At 64.1% G+C, this 17,919-nt stretch carries 11 protein-coding genes; 6 read left to right on the forward strand and 5 right to left on the reverse strand.

What is annotated here, in order from left to right:
- The first annotated feature begins 251 nt into the window (after positions 1-251).
- Positions 252-1,325: an autotransporter domain-containing protein gene (locus tag AB1N67_RS15635; protein WP_367863177.1), complete on the forward strand. Its 1,074-nt coding sequence runs from the start codon at positions 252-254 to the stop codon at positions 1,323-1,325.
- An 87-nt stretch (positions 1,326-1,412) separates the two neighbouring features.
- On the opposite strand, the gene glgB is transcribed toward AB1N67_RS15635, so the two are convergent.
- The 3 genes from glgB to AB1N67_RS15650 all read right to left on the reverse strand — a co-directional run bounded on the left by glgB (position 1,413) and on the right by AB1N67_RS15650 (position 9,154).
- Positions 1,413-3,623, reverse strand: coding sequence for a 1,4-alpha-glucan branching protein GlgB (gene glgB, locus AB1N67_RS15640; RefSeq protein WP_043212061.1), 2,211 nt, complete (start codon positions 3,621-3,623; stop codon positions 1,413-1,415).
- Between the two features lie 76 nt (positions 3,624-3,699).
- Positions 3,700-7,011: a maltose alpha-D-glucosyltransferase gene (gene treS, locus AB1N67_RS15645; protein ID WP_367863178.1), complete on the reverse strand. Its 3,312-nt coding sequence runs from the start codon at positions 7,009-7,011 to the stop codon at positions 3,700-3,702.
- Positions 7,012-7,135: 124 nt separating this feature from the next.
- Positions 7,136-9,154: an alpha-1,4-glucan--maltose-1-phosphate maltosyltransferase gene (locus tag AB1N67_RS15650; RefSeq protein WP_090344423.1), complete on the reverse strand. Its 2,019-nt coding sequence runs from the start codon at positions 9,152-9,154 to the stop codon at positions 7,136-7,138.
- A 137-nt stretch (positions 9,155-9,291) separates the two neighbouring features.
- On the opposite strand from AB1N67_RS15650, the gene AB1N67_RS15655 reads away from it, so the two are divergent.
- A complete protein-coding gene (locus AB1N67_RS15655) occupies positions 9,292-9,459 on the forward strand; it encodes a hypothetical protein (protein WP_167358084.1) in 168 nt (55 codons plus the stop codon).
- Positions 9,460-9,637: 178 nt separating this feature from the next.
- Here AB1N67_RS15655 and AB1N67_RS15660 read toward each other — a convergent pair whose 3' ends face one another.
- Complete coding sequence (locus AB1N67_RS15660) at positions 9,638-11,308, reverse strand: AMP-binding protein (protein WP_090344421.1); 1,671 nt, start codon at positions 11,306-11,308, stop codon at positions 9,638-9,640.
- Between the two features lie 238 nt (positions 11,309-11,546).
- Between AB1N67_RS15660 and AB1N67_RS15665 the strand changes: the two genes are divergently transcribed.
- The 4 genes from AB1N67_RS15665 (at position 11,547) to AB1N67_RS15680 (ending at position 17,184) form a co-directional block, all read left to right on the forward strand.
- Positions 11,547-12,710, forward strand: a complete 1,164-nt coding sequence (locus AB1N67_RS15665) for an isovaleryl-CoA dehydrogenase (RefSeq protein ID WP_367863179.1) — start codon at positions 11,547-11,549, stop codon at positions 12,708-12,710.
- Positions 12,711-12,812: 102 nt separating this feature from the next.
- Complete coding sequence (locus tag AB1N67_RS15670; protein ID WP_367863180.1) at positions 12,813-14,420, forward strand: carboxyl transferase domain-containing protein; 1,608 nt, start codon at positions 12,813-12,815, stop codon at positions 14,418-14,420.
- 2 nt (positions 14,421-14,422) lie between these two features.
- Entirely contained in the window at positions 14,423-15,235 is an 813-nt protein-coding gene (locus AB1N67_RS15675) for a gamma-carboxygeranoyl-CoA hydratase (protein WP_043212070.1), read from the forward strand.
- Complete coding sequence (locus tag AB1N67_RS15680) at positions 15,232-17,184, forward strand: acetyl/propionyl/methylcrotonyl-CoA carboxylase subunit alpha (protein ID WP_367863181.1); 1,953 nt, start codon at positions 15,232-15,234, stop codon at positions 17,182-17,184. The genes AB1N67_RS15675 and AB1N67_RS15680 overlap by 4 nt, the downstream gene beginning before the upstream one ends.
- Before the next feature lie 47 nt (positions 17,185-17,231).
- Here AB1N67_RS15680 and AB1N67_RS15685 read toward each other — a convergent pair whose 3' ends face one another.
- Entirely contained in the window at positions 17,232-17,885 is a 654-nt protein-coding gene (locus AB1N67_RS15685) for a LexA family transcriptional regulator (RefSeq protein WP_043212082.1), read from the reverse strand.
- Positions 17,886-17,919 lie beyond the last annotated feature (34 nt).

The following is a 17,919-nucleotide window of genomic DNA, read 5'->3' on the forward strand; positions in this document are numbered from 1 at the left end:
TACGCCTCTCATCGACATACCGACAAGTCTTTCACGCTTTCTTGACGCAGGCGGCGACGTCTCCTTAGCTGAACTCTACAACGTGTCGTAAAAAATTCGCGCCGGGCCTCTAGCGTGCACCTTTGTGCGTACCTGCGAGCCCAGGCGTGCTGGTTTGGGTCGCCCTCTGTTTTTGTGTCGTACAGCTCGTGACATCAGGCCAGATCCTTGGGCTGTACCAACACACACCAACACAACAGAGGAGATCCGCCATGAAAAGAACCTCGAACCCCTGGCGCTTCGACGCGATTTTCTGTGCGGTTTCCACGTCGCTGCTCCTGGCAACCCCGGTGGAAACCTTCGCGTTCGAACTGCAGGAACAGGCCTCCTTCGCTGGCCTGTTGCAGCCGCCGGCCGTGCCGCAGCTCTCCCTCGATCCGGTGAACGCCAGCGGCCTGAGCCTGGGCACCCTGAGTGCATTTTCCGAGCGCATGAGCGAACGCCACGGCCAGGCGGCCCCGGACCTGGTCGCCAGCCAGTGGTCGCAGTTCTTCCCGGATGCCACAAGACCCGGCGCCCAAGTGCCCGCGCAACTGGAGGCGCCCAGCCAACAATTGACGATCGGCCCGGACCTGTTCGTGCGTGAAACCAACGGCAATGTGCATCGGGCGGGGATTTTCGTGGGCCACAACAACCTGCAAAGCAGCTTCAACGGCATGCGCCGGTTGCTCGGCGACAAGCAGAAGAATGCCGTTAACCTCAGCGGCGAAAGCCTGGGGGTGTACTGGAGCATGACCCATGAGCAAGGCTGGCACGTCGATGCCGTGGCCATGGGCACCCGCATCGACGTCAATGGCCGTGGGGAGAGCGGCCAGCGATTGGACGACAGCGGCCATGCGATGACCTTTTCGGTTGAAGGTGGATACCCCATCGGCCTGGGCGGTGGCTGGGTCATCGAGCCCCAGGCGCAGTTGATCAACCAGCAGTTCTTCCCCGGCAACCGGGCACAGGAAGAAACCCTGCAGGCATTCGACAGCCAGCCGAGCTGGAGCGGCCGGGTCGGTGCCAAATTGTCGGGGCGCTACACCGTACGCGGGATGCCCATCGAACCCTACGTGCGGACCAACGTGTGGTACGACTTCACCGACTCGGACACCGTAAAGCTGGACCAGGTCGACAAGATCTCCAGCTCCCGGTACTCGACCACCGTGGACCTTGGCTTGGGATTGGTGGCGCGGGTAACGCCGAAAGTAGCGCTTTTCGTCAGTGCCGACTACAGCAGCGATGTGGACGGCAATGACCTCAATGGCCTGATTGGCAGCCTGGGCGTGAGAATGCGCTGGTGAGACTTCGGGGCTGCCTTGCAGCCCCATGTCCTCAATCGATGGAACACCTCAAGACTTAAGGGGCCGCTTTGCGGCCCCCGGTACAGCTCAGGCCGGTTTCATCACCAGAACCCCCAACGGCGGAAGGTTCAAGGCCAGCGATAGCGGCTGCCCATGGCTGGCCACCTGCTCACTGGCCACCGCTCCCAAATTGCCCACATTCGACCCGGCATACAGCTCGGCATCGCTGTTGAGCAACTCCTGCCAGCGCTCGCCGAACGGCACACCGATGCGGTACCCCTCACGTGGCACCGGGGTGAAGTTGGCCACTACCAGCAACGGCTCCCCGGCGCTGCTCCAGCGCAGCCAGGCATACACGCTGTTGTGCGCGTCATCGCCGATCAGCCACTGGAAGCCCTGAGGCTGGCAATCCTGTTCGTGCAGCGAGGGCAGCTCGCGGTACAGGCGGTTGAGGTCGCTCACCAGGCGCTGCACGCCTTGGTGCTCGGGGTACTGCAGCAGGTACCAATCCAGCTGGTGGTCGTGGTTCCACTCGCGCCACTGGCCGAACTCGCAGCCCATGAACAGCAGCTTCTTGCCGGGGTGGGTCCACATGAAGGTGAGGTAGGCGCGCAGGTTGGCGAACTTCTGCCAGCGATCGCCGGGCATCTTGTCGATCAGCGAATGCTTGCCATGGACCACTTCATCGTGGGAGATCGGCAGGATGAAATGCTCTGAGTACGCGTAGATCAGCCCGAAGCTCATCTCGTTGTGGTGATACGCACGGTGCACCGGGTCGTTCTGGATGTAGTGCAGCGTGTCGTGCATCCAGCCCATGTTCCACTTGTAGGCAAAGCCCAACCCGCCCTGCTGCACCGGCTGGCTGACCCCGGGCCAGGCGGTGGACTCTTCGGCGATGATCAAGGCGCCCGGTGCCTCGACGGCGGCGACGCCGTTGAGGTGGCGGATGAAATCGATGGCTTCGAGGTTCTCACGGCCGCCGTGGCGATTAGGCACCCACTCGCCGGCCTTGCGCGAGTAGTCGCGATACAGCATCGAGGCCACGGCATCGACCCGCAGGCCATCGATGTGGAAGTGTTTGAGCCAGTGCAACGCCGAGGCCATCATGAAACCGCGCACCTCGTTGCGCCCCAGGTTGTAGATCAACGTGTTCCAGTCCTGATGGTAGCCCTCCAGGGGGTTGTCGTATTCGTAGAGTGCGGTGCCGTCGAAGCGCGCCAGGCCATGTTCATCGGTGGGGAAATGCGCCGGAACCCAGTCCAGCAGCACGCCGATGCCACCTTGGTGGCAGGCATCGATGAACGCCGCGAAGTCCTCGGCGCTGCCGTAGCGCGAGGTGGGTGCGAACAGCGACAGTGGCTGGTAGCCCCAGGAGCCCCCGAACGGGTGCTCCATGATCGGCAGCAGCTCGATGTGGGTGAACCCTAAATCCTGCACATAGGGCACCAGGCGCTCGGCCAGTTCACGCCAGTTGTAAAAGCGCGACACCTCGCCGGCGTCGTCCAGCTCGCAGCGCCAGGAGCCGGCATGCAGCTCGTAGATCGACAGCGGCGCGTCGTAGGCGTGACGCGCGGCGCGCTGTTGCATCCAGTCGTGATCCTGCCAGGCGTGCTGCAGGGGGCCTGACACCTTGGACGCGGTGCTCGGCGGCAACTCGGTGGCGCGGGCCAGCGGGTCGGCCTTGAGCGGCAGCACACCGTCCTGGCCGAGCACCTCGAACTTGTAGGCCTCACCGATACCCAGGCGTGGCACGAACAGCTCCCACACGCCGGCGTCGTGGCGCAGGCGCATGGGATGGCGGCGCCCGTCCCAGTTGTTGAAATCGCCCACCACCGACACGCGCCGGGCATTGGGTGCCCAAACCGAGAAGCACACCCCATCGATGCCATCGGCACACATCGGCTGGGCGCCGAAACGCCCGGAGAGATCGCGGTGGTTGCCTTCGGCGAATAGGTACAAGTCCATTTCGCCCAGTTGCGGGCCGAAACTGTAGGGGTCCTCGGTGATCTGCTCACCTCCGGCCCAACCGATGCGCAGCAGGTACGGATGGGCTTCGTCCAGGTGCGCGGTGAACAGCCCCGGCAGGCTGCCCTGCACCATTTCGGCCAGCACACGCCCATCATGGCGCGCCAGCACCTGGACGTTCAGCGCAGTGGGCAGGAAGGCCCGGACGAACAGCCCTCCTGCACCATCGGCGTGGGGCCCCAGCACCGCAAAGGGATTGGCGTGCTCGGCGCGGGCCAGGGCGTCCAGATCCCGTTGCCGAAGGCCGCCGTTATCACGCGTGGTTGCATTCATCTCACTGCCCCTATCCGTTGTTGTTTGAAGTAAATAACCCGCTCCCACAGAGGAGGCCTATCGCCTGTCATGAGGCCTAGCCCTCCCCCCACGTACTGATCAGCCCATGCAGTCCATGCAAGGGCACAGCCAACCAGCCTGGCCGGTTCTCGGCTTCGTAGATGATTTCGTAGGCGGCTTTTTCCAGGCAGAACAGCTCCAGTGCGGCGCGCTCGCCCTCGGCCTGCTCCCAGGCGTGGGGCATGGCGGCGGTGGCCAGGCCATAGGCTTCGACGAAGGCATGACGCGACTGATGCAGGTACTGCCGGGCAACTCGCTGCCGAGCCTGGCGTGCAGCGTCGGAGAGGTCTACCGCCGAGGCGCTGCGCAAGATCATCGCTGCAGCATAGTCGAAGGAGCGCAACACGCCGCTGACATCCTTGTACGGGCTGTGCTTGGCCCGTCGCTCCTCCAGCGGCCGGGCAGGCTCGCCTTCGAAATCGATCAGGTACGCATCGCCCTGCACCACCAAGACCTGGCCCAGATGCAGGTCGCCGTGCACGCGCATCAGCAGACCGCCTTGGGCCTGGCGGGCCAGGGTGTCGATGTGCTGGGCCAAGCCCTCGCGTTGTTGCGCCAGGTCGTCGACCAGGGCCTGGCTGTCAGGGTCCAGGCTGTCGCGGTGCCGGGCCAACAGGTCCAGGGCGTGGTCCAGTTGCGCGCTGACTTGCGTGCTCCAGCGGGTGCTGTCCTCGGTGGCGCTGGGGCGCGGCGCGAAAGCCTCGTCATCACTGGGTGCGGCCAGCAACAGGTGCATCTCGCCCAGTCGCTGGCCCAGCAACGCGGCAAAGCCTGTGAGCTCCACCAAGGCGTCGGTGTGCGCCTCGGGCTCGACGCTGGCCGGCTCCATCTCGTCGCGCACGGCGCGCTCCAGGGTGTTCTGGGTCCAATCCCAGGCGTCGCCCTGGTTGTTCAGATAGCCTTGGGCAATCATCAGCAGATGCGGCGTGCCTTGATCATCGACCCGGCTGACCCAGCCGAGCAACGGCGAAATGTTGGCAAAGCCCGCGGCCGTCAAATACGCGCTCATCTCGAGCTCCGGATGAATGCCTGGATTGACCCGGCGGATCAGCTTGAGCACCAGGCTGCCGCCTACCACCACCGAGCTGTTGGACTGCTCGGCGCTCAGGTAACGCACTTCGCTTTCTTCATTGAGCGCAAGGCTGGCCAGTTGTTCGGTGCAGTCGAAACGCAGCTCCCCCGCACCACACGGTAGACGCGTGCGGGCCTGGCAGTTGCTGAGCACGGCGCGAATGAACGGCTCGAGCACGAAGGCGTCGGTGATCAGCCCCACCTGGCGGCCACGGCGCACCCGCGAAAGCGCCAGCTGCTGGGGCAAGGCGCTGTTGATCTGCTCTTCGGGCAGCAGGCCGAACGGCAGCTGGTAATGCTGCATCACACCCTCGCTGTGCACCTGCAGCTCACTGAGCAGCACCGGCGTGGTGGCCGTGGCCAGGCGCACGCCATAGCTCAGGCGCACCTGGTCGATCGGCCCCTGCTTGCCGGCGAACCAGCGCCGCTTGGGCAGGTACTGGGGCAAGATGGTGGTTTCCAGGGTCTCGCTCGAGGGTGCGTCGAGCAGTTCCTCCATGCGCTTGCGCAGCACGAGGGTGGTCAGCTCCGGCAAGCCTTCGCTCGGCTCGATGTGCCAGCTGGGCATGCGATCGCGCGAAGCCAGCAGGAACCAGTAGAAACCATAGGGCGGCAGGGTGAGCAGGAACGGCAACTGGCCGATGGGCGGGAAGGCACTACCGCCGAGCATCTCCACCGGTACTTTGTCGGCGTAGGCCGACAGCTCCAGCTCGGCAGCCTGGGCTGCACGCGAAACGTTGGCCACGCACAGAACGATCTCGGTGTTGCCCTCACCATCGGTGTACTCGCGCAAATAGGCGAGGATGCGTCGATTGCTGGGGGTGAGCATTTTCAGGGTGCCACGGCCAAAGGCTTTTTGCTGCTTGCGCACGGCGAGCAGGCGGCGGTTCCAGTTGAGCAGCGAATGCGGATCGTGGGACTGGGCCTCGACGTTGACGGTCTGGTAGCCATAGAGCGGGTCCATGATCGGCGGTAGAACCAGGCGCTGCGGGTCGGCGCGGGAGAACCCGCCGTTGCGGTCCGGCGACCACTGCATGGGCGTGCGCACGCCATCGCGGTCGCCCAGGTAGATGTTGTCGCCCATGCCCAATTCATCGCCGTAGTACAGGGTCGGAGTGCCAGGCATCGACAGCAACAGACTGGTGAGCAGTTCGATACGCCGACGGTCACGCTGCAGCAGCGGCGCCAGGCGACGGCGGATGCCAAGGTTGATGCGGGCGCGGCGGTCCTCGGCATAGTAGTTCCACAGGTAGTCACGTTCGCGGTCGGTGACCATTTCCAGGGTGAGTTCATCGTGGTTGCGCAGGAAGATCGCCCATTGGCAGTTGGCGGGAATTTCCGGGGTCTGGCGCAGGATGTCGGTGATCGGGAAGCGGTCTTCCATGGCCAGGGCCATGTACATGCGCGGCATCAGCGGGAAGTGGAACGCCATGTGGCATTCGTCGCCATCGCCCTCGCCGAAATAGGGGCGGGTGTCCTCGGGCCATTGGTTGGCCTCGGCCAGGAGCATGCGGTCGGGGTAGTTGGCGTCGATCTCGGCACGGATCGCCTTGAGTACCGCGTGGGTTTCGGGGAGGTTCTCGTTGTTGGTGCCGTCGCGCTCGATCAGGTAGGGGATCGCATCCAGGCGCAGGCCGTCGACGCCAAGATCGAGCCAAAAGCGCATGACGCCGATCACGGCCTTCATCACTTGCGGGTTGTCGAAGTTCAGGTCCGGCTGGTGCGAATAGAAACGGTGCCAGAAGTACTGGCCGGCGACCGGATCCCACGTCCAGTTGGACTTTTCGGTGTCCAGGAAGATGATCCGCGTACCGTCGTATTTCTGGTCGGTGTCCGACCACACGTAGAAGTCCCGCGCCTTGCTCCCAGGTTTGGCGTGGCGGGCGCGCTGGAACCAAGGGTGCTGGTCGCTGGTGTGGTTGATGACCAGCTCGGTGATCACCCGCAGGCCGCGTTTGTGAGCCTCGGCGATGAAGCGCCGGGCATCGGCCAGAGTGCCGTAGTCGCTGTGCACGGCCTTGTACTCGGCGATGTCGTAGCCGTCATCGCGCCGTGGCGAGGGGTAGAACGGCAGCAGCCACAGTGTGTTGACGCCCAGCTCGGCGATGTAGTCGAGCTTGCCGATCAGCCCGGCGAAATCACCGATGCCGTCATTGTTCGAGTCGAAGAAGGACTTGATGTGCAGCTGGTAGATCACTGCGTCCTTGTACCACAGCGGGTCGTCGATGAAGGCTTGTGGGCGGGAACGCTTGGCCATGGGCGACTCCTTTCAATTCGATTTCAGCGTGCAACGGTGTTGTCCGGTAGCGCTAAGACCTGTGGGAGGGGTTTACCCCACTGACGCATTCGCGGGTAAACCCGCTCCCACAGGGGACGCCGTTCTAACGGGCTTTTTCGATTCGCCAGATGCCGAACGGCAGGTGCCAGGGTTCGATGCGCATCCACTGGGTCTTGCCGTGCCAGGTCCAACGGTGGCCATTCATCAGGTCTTCGCCGAGGGTGTCGGCGTTGTCGTCCAGGCCCAGCTCCCACAGCGGCAGTTCGAAGTGCGCCTCTTGAGCGTTGTGCGGATCGAGGCTGATCGCCACCAGGATGTAGTTGTCCCGTTCCGGCGTGCGTTTGGCGAAATACAGGATGTTGTCGTTCCAGCAGTTGAAGAATGCGACGCCCAGGTGGGTCTGCAGGGCGCGGTTCTGCCGGCGGATACGGTTGAGCTGGGCGATCTCGGCGATGATGTTGCCGGGTTGGGTGAAGTCCCGCGGGCGGATTTCGTACTTCTCCGAATCCAGGTATTCCTCTTTGCCCGGCAACGGCGTGCCCTCGCACAACTCGAAACCCGAATACATGCCCCACAGCCCGGACCCCATGGTCGCCAGGGCAGCGCGAATCAAGAACCCCGCGCGTCCAGAGGTCTGCAGGAAATAGGGGTTGATGTCCGGCGTGTTGACGAAGAAGTTCGGCCGGTAGCAGTGGCACCAGGGCGGCTGGTTGAGTTCGAGGAAGTATTCGCGCAGCTCCTGCTTGGTGTTGCGCCAGGTGAAATAGGTGTAGCTCTGGGCATAGCCGACCTTGCCCAGGCGGGCCATCATCGCCGGGCGGGTGAAGGCCTCGGCGAGAAAGATCACATCGGGGTAGCGGCTGCGAACATTGGCGATCAGCCATTGCCAGAACGGCAACGGCTTGGTGTGCGGGTTGTCGACACGGAAGGTGCGCACGCCCTCCTCGACCCAGCCGATCACCACGTCACGCAGGGCCAACCACAGGGAGGGCACGGCCTCGGCGGCATAGAAGTCGACGTTGACGATGTCCTGGTACTTTTTCGGTGGGTTCTCGGCGTAGCGGATGGTGCCGTCCGGGCGCCAGCTGAACCAGCCGGGATGCTCGGTCAGCCAGGGGTGATCCTGGGAGCACTGGATGGCGAAATCCAAAGCGATTTCCAGCCCATGTTCTGCGGCGGCGGCGACCAGGCGGCGAAAATCCTCGCGGCTGCCCAACTGCGGATGGATGGCATCGTGGCCACCTTCGGGGCTACCGATTGCATAAGGACTGCCTGGGTCTCCCGGCTCGGCCTGCAGGGCATTGTTGCGGCCTTTGCGGTGCTTGGTGCCGATGGGGTGGATCGGCGGAAAGTACAGCACGTCGAAGCCCATGTCGCGGATCATCGGCAGGCGCTGGTGCACGTCGTTGAAGGTGCCGTGACGCTCGGCGCTGTCGGTGATCGAACGCGGAAAGAGTTCGTACCAACTGGCGAACAGCGCCTGCTCGCGGTCCACATCCACCGGGAACTCTGCGCTGCGGGTGAGGTAACTGCGGTGCTCGGCATCGACCATGAGCGCCGCGGTGCCCGGCTCGAGCAACAGTGCCACCTGATCATCGGTGGCGAGCGTCGGCAGGCGTTGCTGGAGCTGCTCGAGTTGCCCACGCAGTTGGCCGTTGCTGCGCTCGGCGCCCTTGCCCAGCAGCAGCCTGCCCTCCTCCAGCTCGAGCGTGACGTCGACACCGGCGTGGTACTTCTTCTCGAGGTCGTGGCAGTAGGTGGCGAAGGGGTCGATCCAGGCCTCGATGCTGAACAGGTGAAGGCCCAGTTCGAGCGGCGTGAACTCGGCCAGCCACAGGTCGTTGCCAGGCGAGTGCATGGGCACGGTATGCCAGCGGCGGCTGTGGGCCTGGCGCCAGTGCAGGACCACCGCCAAGCGGTCATGGCCGTCGCTGTAGACTTTGCTGCTCACCGCCACGCGCTGGCCTCGTACCGCCTTGGTGGCGAAGGTGCCAGCGTCGAGCACCGGTTGCGTATCTTCGACCACGATCCGCGGCGCCAGCAACGCCTGGGACAGGCTGATGGCCTGGTCCGGGTGATCATTGGCCATGGGCACGCTGTCGAACGGCTCATTTCCTGACATCGAACCTTGCTCCCTTTTGCGGTGGCGGTAAGGGTTCAGAGCCGTGGGCGCTGCCTGGGGTTCAAAAAAAATGAGCGAACGGTGCAGGGCCAAGTCAAAGCCTGCAAAGACGCTTGAATCCCAAGGGAGGCCTGGCCATGAACATTCCCATTCCACCGGAGACGCCCGACCCGAACATCGACGACCCTACCCTGCCGCCGGGCGTGCCAGAGGAGGAGCCGGACGAGCTGCCGATCAAGCCGACCGTGCCGCCGACCGTGGGGGATCCGCCGAGCGAGGAGCCACCGGTGAAAGGCAAAGGATAGACAAGGACCGTGACAAGCACGGGATGGACAGTGGGAGCGGCAGCGAAACTGCCGCCCCTTTCGCAGGTAAGCCCGCTTGTGTCTTCGCAAGCGCGTTTTTTGTGGGAGCGGGTTTACACGCGAAGGTCACCGCAGCAAGACCATGACTCCCTCGCAACCAGGTGATACCGAGGACTGTTCAGAGATTGATCTCGGCGATGCTGATCTCGCGCATGCGGAACTTCTGCACCTTCCCGGTCACCGTCATCGGGAATTCCTCGACGAAGCGATAATGACGCGGCACCTTGAAATGCGCGATACGCGCCTTGCACCAACCCTGTAGCTCCTCGGCCGTGGCGCTGTGCCCGGGGTGCAGCTTGATCCAGGCCACTACCTCCTCGCCATAGCGGCTGCAGGGAATGCCGATCACCTGGGCATCGGCGACCGCCGGGTGGGTATAGAAGAACTCCTCCAGCTCGCGCGGGTAGATGTTCTCGCCTCCGCGGATAATCATGTCTTTGTTGCGCCCGACGATGCGCACATAGCCCTGCTCATCCATTACCGCCAGATCACCCGAATGCATCCAGCCAGCCGGGTCGATGGCATCCTGAGTGGCTTGCGGGTTGTTCCAGTAGCCGAGCATCACGCTGTAGCCGCGAGTGCACAGCTCGCCGATTTCGCCACGCGGGACGATGTTGCCGTGCTCATCCACCAGCTTGCTTTCCAGTTGTGGCTGGGTACGCCCGACCGTGGTCACGCGCAGCTCCAGCTCGTCGTCAGGACCGGTCTGCAACGACACCGGGCTGGTCTCGGTCATGCCGTAGGCGATCTGCACTTGGGCCATGTGCATCTGCCCGATCACCCGGCGCATTACCTCGATCGGGCAGGTGGCCCCGGCCATGATGCCGCTGCGCAGGCTGGAGAGGTCCAGCTCGGCGCGACCGGGGTGGTCAAGCATGGCGATGAACATGGTCGGCACGCCATAGAGAATGCTGGCGCGCTCCTCGGCCACGGCGTGCAGGGTCAGGCCCGGGTCGAAGGCATCGTTGGGATAGATCATGGTGCTGCCATGGGTAACGCAGCCCAGGTTGGCCATGACCATGCCGAAGCAGTGGTACAACGGCACCGGGATGACCATGCGGTCCTGTGCCGTCAGGCCCAGGCTTTCACCAACCATGTAGCCGTTGTTGAGGATGTTGTAGTGGCTGAGCGTGGCGCCTTTGGGCGCGCCGGTGGTGCCGGAGGTGTACTGGATGTTTACCGGCTGGTCGAATTGCAGGCTGCGCTGGCGGGCGTCGAAGGCCGCAAGGTCGGTTTGCCCTGCCCGCTCGATCAGCCGAGTCCAAGGCAGGAAACCGGCCGGCGGGTTGACGGCCAGGCTAATCACCCCGCGCAGCGCCGGCAGCCGCTCGCTGGCCAGTTGGCCGGGCGCGTCGGTGCGCAGTTCTGGGGCCAGGTCCAGCAGCATGGCGTGGTAGTCAGAGGTCTTGAAGGCGTCGGCGCACACCAGCCAGCTGCAGCCTGACTGGCGCAGTACGTATTCCAGTTCACCGACCCGGTAGGCCGGGTTGATGTTGACCAGGATCGCGCCGACTTTGGCGCTGGCCAGTTGCAGGATGCACCACTGGGCACAGTTGGGCGCCCAGATCCCGACCCGGTCGCCGACCTGCACACCCAACGCCATCAGTGCCCGGGCGTGCTCATCGACAGTCTCGGCCAGCTGCCGCCAGCTGTAGCGCTGTCCTTGGTGGCGAACGACCAGGGCTTCGCCGTCGGGATAGCGAGCCACAGTCGCATCGAAGGCCTGGCCGATGGTCAGGGTCAACAACGGGCGGTCCTGGCGACCGCGGGTGTAGCTTGGTTGACTCATGGATGTCCCTTCTTGTGGTTGTTCTGGGCATGACTGAAGCAAGCGACGCTACTCTGGCGCAGATTTACGTTAACGTAAAGGTCACTAGCTGATTGACACCCTCAGTCGGCAGGTTTACGTTAACGTAAAGGTGAAAAATGACAACCGGCTTGTCGGCGTGACACCCATCCCGAGGGAGCGGTGGATAGCCCTTGAGCTACGGTGTAACCCAACGTCAATAACAAGAAGGTGCCCCCGCATGCATTACCCCACCCTGAACTTCGCTTTGGGCGAAACCATCGACATGCTCCGCGACCAGGTGCGCACCTTCGTTGCCGCCGAACTGGCCCCCCGCGCGGCTCAGATCGACCAGGACAACCTGTTCCCCGCCGACATGTGGCGCAAGTTCGGCGACATGGGCCTGCTGGGCATCACCGTGCCAGAGGAATACGGCGGCGCCGGCCTGGGTTATCTGGCCCACGTGGTGTCGATGGAAGAAATCAGCCGCGGCTCGGCCTCGGTGGCCCTGTCCTATGGCGCCCACTCCAACCTGTGCGTCAACCAGATCAACCGCAACGGCACCCATGAGCAAAAGCTCAAGTACCTGCCTAAGCTGATCAGCGGCGAGCACATCGGCGCCCTGGCCATGAGCGAGCCCAACGCCGGCTCCGATGTGGTATCGATGAAGCTGCGCGCCGAGAAGCGCGGCGATCACTACGTACTCAATGGCAGCAAGACCTGGATCACCAACGGCCCTGACGCCAACACCTATGTGATCTACGCCAAGACCGACCTGGACAAGGGCGCCCATGGCATCACCGCGTTCATCGTCGAGCGCGACTGGAAAGGCTTCTCGCGCAGCAACAAGTTCGACAAGCTCGGCATGCGCGGCTCCAATACCTGCGAGCTGTTCTTCGATGGTGTGGAAGTCCCGGAGGAAAACATCCTCGGCCAGCTCAACGGCGGCGTGCGTGTGCTGATGAGCGGCCTGGACTACGAGCGCGTAGTCCTCTCCGGCGGCCCGACCGGCATCATGCAAGCCTGCATGGACCTGGTGGTGCCCTATATCCATGACCGCAAGCAGTTCGGCCAAAGCATCGGCGAGTTCCAGCTGATCCAGGGCAAGATCGCCGACATGTACACCCAGCTCAACGCCAGCCGCGCCTACCTGTATGCCGTGGCCCAGGCCTGCGACCGCGGCGAGACCACCCGCAAGGATGCCGCCGGGGTGATCCTCTATACCGCCGAACGCGCGACTCAGATGGCCCTGGAGGCGATCCAGATCCTCGGTGGCAATGGCTATATCAATGAATTCCCGGCAGGTCGACTGCTGCGCGACGCCAAGCTGTACGAAATCGGTGCTGGCACCAGCGAGATCCGCCGGATGCTCATCGGTCGCGAACTGTTCAACGAAACCCGCTGAAGCAGCTTCAAGCAGCAAGACAAACAGCGATGCGCGCTTGCAGTCACAACACCGAACATTCTTGCAGCTTGAAGCTTGAGGCTTGATTCTGCGCGAGGAGTCATGATGATCCTGAAGTCACAGTTGAACGTTAAATCACCAGAGTTCGCGCAGAACTGGAACGCCATGGCGGCCCAGGTCCAGGCTCTGCGCACCCTGCTCGCCCAGGTCAACCAAGGCGGCGGCCCCAAGGCCCAGGAGCGGCATACTTCGCGAGGCAAACTGTTGCCACGCGAGCGCATCGATCGCCTGCTCGACCCAGGCTCGCCCTTCCTCGAGATCGGCCAGTTGGCCGCCCATGAGGTCTACGGCGAAGACGTACCCGCCGCGGGCGTGATCGCCGGCATCGGTCGTATCGAAGGGGTCGAGTGCATGATCGTAGCCAACGACGCCACGGTCAAAGGCGGCTCCTATTACCCGCTGACGGTGAAAAAACACCTGCGCGCCCAGACCATCGCATTGCAGAACCGCCTGCCCTGCATCTACCTGGTGGACTCCGGCGGCGCCAACCTGCCCCGCCAGGACGAGGTCTTCCCGGACCGCGAGCACTTCGGACGGATTTTCTTCAACCAGGCCAACATGAGCGCGCAAGGTATCCCGCAGATCGCCGTGGTCATGGGCTCGTGCACCGCAGGCGGCGCCTATGTACCGGCCATGGCCGACGAAGCGATCATGGTGCGCCAGCAGGCGACGATCTTCCTCGCAGGCCCCCCTTTGGTGAAGGCTGCCACCGGTGAGGTGGTCAGCGCCGAAGACCTGGGAGGCGCCGACGTGCATTGCCGCACCAGCGGCGTGGCCGACCACTACGCCGACAACGATGAACATGCCCTGGCCTTGGCCCGGCGCAGCGTGGCCAATCTCAACTGGCGCAAGCTCGGCCACGTGCAGCGCCAGGCACCGATCGCCCCGCTGTACGACGCCCAGGAGCTGTACGGGGTGGTCCCCGCCGATGCCAAGCAACCATTCGACGTGCGCGAAGTTATCGCACGTCTGGTCGATGGTTCGGTGTTCGATGAGTTCAAGGCCTTGTTCGGTACCACACTTGTGTGCGGCTTCGCCCACCTGCATGGCTACCCGGTGGCGATCCTGGCCAACAACGGCATCCTCTTTGCCGAGGCCGCGCAAAAAGGCGCGCACTTCATCGAGCTGGCCTGCCAACGCGGCATCCCGCTGCTGTTCCTGCAGAACATCACAGGCTTCATGGTCGGCAAGAAGTATGAAGAAGGCGGCATCGCCAAGCATGGCGCCAAGCTGGTGACCGCGGTGGCCTGTGCCCAAGTGCCGAAGTTCACCGTGATCATCGGCGGCAGCTTCGGTGCCGGCAACTACGGCATGTGCGGTCGCGCCTACGACCCGCGCTTTTTGTGGATGTGGCCCAACGCACGCATCGGCGTGATGGGGGCCGAGCAAGCTGCTGGCGTACTGGCCCAGGTCAAGCGCGAACAGAGCGAACGCGCCGGTACGGCTTTCAGCGCCGAGGAAGAGGCCAAGCTCAAGCAGCCGATCCTCGACCAGTACGAACGCCAGGGCCACCCCTACTACTCCAGCGCACGGCTATGGGACGACGGCGTCATCGACCCGGCGCAGACCCGCGATGTGCTCGGCCTGGCGTTGTCCGCCGCGCTGAACGCCCCGATCGAACAGAGCCGCTTCGGCATTTTCCGGATGTGACCATGAACGATTTCAGCACCCTGGAAGTCATCAAGGACCCTCGCGGCTTCGCCACCTTGTGGCTGAGCCGCGAAGACAAGAACAATGCCTTCAACGCGCAGATGATCCGCGAACTGATCGTCGCCCTGGACCAGCTCGCCGAGGACGCCAGCCTGCGCTTTGTGCTGCTGCGCGGCCGCGGCCGGCATTTCAGCGCAGGTGCCGATCTGGCCTGGATGCAACAATCGGCACAGCTGGACTTCAACACCAATCTGGACGACGCCCGTGAGCTGGGCGAGTTGATGTACGCCCTGCACCGGCTCAAGGCTCCAACCCTGGCGGTGGTGCAAGGCGCAGCTTTCGGTGGTGCCCTGGGCCTGATCAGTTGCTGCGACATGGCCATCGGCGCCGAGGACGCACAACTGTGCCTCTCGGAAGTGCGCATCGGCCTCGCGCCAGCGGTGATCAGCCCGTTCGTGGTCAAGGCCATCGGCGAGCGCGCCGCCCGCCGCTATGCCCTGACCGCCGAGCGCTTCAGCGGCGTGCGCGCCCGTGAGCTGGGTTTGCTGGCCGAGGTCTACCCGGCCAACGAGCTGGACGCTCAGGTCGAGGCCTGGGTCGACAACCTGCTGCTCAACAGCCCACAGGCCCTGCGCGCCACCAAGGATCTGCTGCGCGAAGTCGACGACGGCGAGCTGAGCCCGGCCCTGCGCCGCTACTGCGAAAACACCATCGCCCGCATCCGCGTCAGCCCGGAAGGCCAGGAGGGCCTGCGCGCCTTCCTGGAAAAACGCCGCCCCGCCTGGCAAGCCAACGAGAAGGAACCGCGCCCATGAGCCGTCCCACCCTGACCACCCTGCTGGTCGCCAACCGCGGCGAGATCGCCTGCCGGATCATGCGCACCGCCAAAGCCATCGGTCTGACCACGGTCGCCGTGCACAGCGCCACAGACCGCGATGCCCGCCACAGTCGCGAGGCAGATATCCGCATCGACCTGGGCGGCACCAAGGCTGCCGAAAGCTACCTGGTGATCGACAAACTCATCGCCGCCGCCAAGGCCAGCGGCGCCCAGGCCATTCACCCAGGCTATGGCTTCCTCTCGGAGAACGCAGGCTTCGCCCGCGCCGTCGAGCAGGCCGGCCTGATCTTCCTCGGCCCACCGGCCAGCGCTATCGATGCCATGGGCAGCAAGTCGGCGGCCAAGGCGCTGATGGAAAGCGCCGGCGTGCCGCTCGTGCCCGGCTACCACGGCGATGCCCAAGACCTGGAAACCTTCCGCGCCGCCGCCGAGCGCATCGGCTATCCGGTACTGCTCAAGGCCAGTGCCGGCGGTGGCGGCAAAGGCATGAAAGTGGTCGAGGAAGAAAGCCAACTGGCCGACGCCCTGGCCTCGGCGCAGCGCGAGGCGCAATCGTCGTTCGGCGATGCGCGCATGCTGGTGGAAAAGTACGTGCTCAAGCCGCGTCATGTGGAAATCCAGGTGTTCGCCGACCAGCACGGCAATTGCCTGTACCTCAACGAGCGCGACTGCTCGATCCAGCGCCGTCATCAGAAAGTGGTCGAAGAAGCCCCCGCCCCAGGCCTGTCGCCTGAGCTGCGTCGGGCCATGGGCGAGGCGGCGGTGCGCGCCGCTCAGGCCATCGGCTATGTCGGTGCCGGTACCGTGGAATTCCTGCTCGATGCCCGTGGCGAGTTCTTTTTCATGGAGATGAACACCCGCCTGCAAGTCGAGCACCCGGTCACCGAAGCCATCACCGGCCTGGACTTGGTGGCCTGGCAGATCCGCGTGGCCTGTGGCGAACCTCTGCCGATCACCCAGGCTCAGGTGCCACTGATCGGTCATGCCATCGAGGTGCGGCTGTATGCCGAAGACCCCGCCAACGAGTTCCTGCCGGCCACCGGCACCCTTGCGCTGTACCGCGAATCGGCCCCAGGCGAAGGCCGCCGAGTGGACAGCGGCGTGAGCGAGGGGGATGCCGTCTCGCCGTTCTACGACCCCATGCTGGGCAAGCTGATCGCCTGGGGCGAAGACCGCGAACAGGCCCGTCTGCGCCTGCTGGCCATGCTCGACGAGTTCGCCATTGGCGGATTGAAGACCAATATTGCCTTCCTTCGCCGCATCCTGGCGCACCCGTCCTTCGCCGCGGCCGAGCTGGACACGGGCTTCATTCCACGCCACCAGGCCGAGCTGCTGCCGGCCCCCGCTGCCTTGCCTGCGGCGTTCTGGCAAGCCGCCGCCGAGGCCTGGTTGCAGGGCAGTCCCACGCACCAGCGTCAGGACGATCCCGGCTCGCCCTGGGCCCGGCATGACGGCCTGCGCCTGGGCCTGCCGGCGCGTAGCAGCCTGCATCTGAGCAGTGGCGGACAGGACCAGGCCGTGGCGCTGGAATCCAGCGCTCCGTCCGCCTGGCAACTTCAGGGCGAGCAGCTGTGCCATGAGCAGGACGGCCTGCGTCGCCGCTACCTGGCCATACGCCGAGGTGACGCGCTGTATCTGCAATGGAATGGCGAAATGCATAGGGTCAACGCCTTCGACCCGATCGCCGAGGCCGAAGCCAGCCATAGCCATCAAGGCGGCCTGAGCGCCCCCATGAACGGCAGTATCGTACGTGTGCTGGTGGAGCCGGGCCAGGCCGTGGAGGCTGGCACCGCGCTGATGGTGCTCGAAGCGATGAAGATGGAACACAGCATCCGCGCACCGCATGACGGCACGGTCAAGGCGCTGTTTTGTCAGGAGGGTGACATGGTCAGCGAAGGGGCGGTGCTGGTGGAATTGGCTGAGTAAACACAAAGGGGCCGCTGCGCGATGAATTGCGCAGCGGCCCCTGCCGATCAGAACTTGCCGTGCACGCGAACCACGACGCCGAGAAATTCGCAGCCCTCTTCGCACAGCACTGTGGGATACCGGGTATTGAGCGGCCTGAGCATCCGCTCTCCGCCTTCTTCGATCAATTGCCTCAACACCGCGGCCTTGCCCGGCTGACGAGCGATCACCAGCTTTCCAGGCGCCACCTCAAGTCCCGTATCCACGAGGATGAGCATTCCCTGGGGCACACTCACACCGCTTGCGGCATTCATCGAATCGTTTTCAACCGGCAGCCAGAATGCATTACCGGCTGGCATGTAGTCACTCTGCTCGTGCACTTCGGCGGTTTCGGGCAATTTGCCCTGTAGATCGCTCCAGGCCAGTACCGGAAGCCGAAAACTGGCATAGCGCAACGCTTCGCCCGATATTGGCCGCCCTGGCGCGTAGACCCCAGGTGCTTCACGCAACAGGTTGCGCTCCACCACCATGACTTGGGCTTGCAGATACACCAGCCCGAGTTTTTCCAATTTTTCGTTGATGGTCGCCAGCGTGGGTTTTCGGGTACCGCGCAACCAATGGCCTACGCCGCCCTGGGTCATGCCCAGACGTTCAGCGAGTTTGAGCTGGTTGAGCTTGTGTTCACGCTTGTAGCGCGCAAGAAATTCGTTCCAGTTTTCCATGGCGGAGAACAATACGGACTGCATCTGCCGCATC

It is taken from the genome of Pseudomonas guariconensis, assembly GCF_040822035.1.
GTDB lineage: Bacteria > Pseudomonadota > Gammaproteobacteria > Pseudomonadales > Pseudomonadaceae > Aquipseudomonas > Aquipseudomonas guariconensis.

Bases quoted from the DNA above. Each gene is read 5' to 3' on its own strand.
- AB1N67_RS15635 (WP_367863177.1), top strand. From the start codon at position 252: ATGAAAAGAACCTCGAACCCCTGGCGCTTCGACGCGATTTTCTGTGCG.
- glgB (WP_043212061.1), bottom strand. From the start codon at position 3,623: ATGAATGCAACCACGCGTGATAACGGCGGCCTTCGGCAACGGGATCTG.
- treS (WP_367863178.1), bottom strand. From the start codon at position 7,011: ATGGCCAAGCGTTCCCGCCCACAAGCCTTCATCGACGACCCGCTGTGG.
- AB1N67_RS15650 (WP_090344423.1), bottom strand. From the start codon at position 9,154: ATGTCAGGAAATGAGCCGTTCGACAGCGTGCCCATGGCCAATGATCAC.
- AB1N67_RS15655 (WP_167358084.1), top strand. From the start codon at position 9,292: ATGAACATTCCCATTCCACCGGAGACGCCCGACCCGAACATCGACGAC.
- AB1N67_RS15660 (WP_090344421.1), bottom strand. From the start codon at position 11,308: ATGAGTCAACCAAGCTACACCCGCGGTCGCCAGGACCGCCCGTTGTTG.
- AB1N67_RS15665 (WP_367863179.1), top strand. From the start codon at position 11,547: ATGCATTACCCCACCCTGAACTTCGCTTTGGGCGAAACCATCGACATG.
- AB1N67_RS15670 (WP_367863180.1), top strand. From the start codon at position 12,813: ATGATGATCCTGAAGTCACAGTTGAACGTTAAATCACCAGAGTTCGCG.
- AB1N67_RS15675 (WP_043212070.1), top strand. From the start codon at position 14,423: ATGAACGATTTCAGCACCCTGGAAGTCATCAAGGACCCTCGCGGCTTC.
- AB1N67_RS15680 (WP_367863181.1), top strand. From the start codon at position 15,232: ATGAGCCGTCCCACCCTGACCACCCTGCTGGTCGCCAACCGCGGCGAG.
- AB1N67_RS15685 (WP_043212082.1), bottom strand. From the start codon at position 17,885: ATGGAAAACTGGAACGAATTTCTTGCGCGCTACAAGCGTGAACACAAG.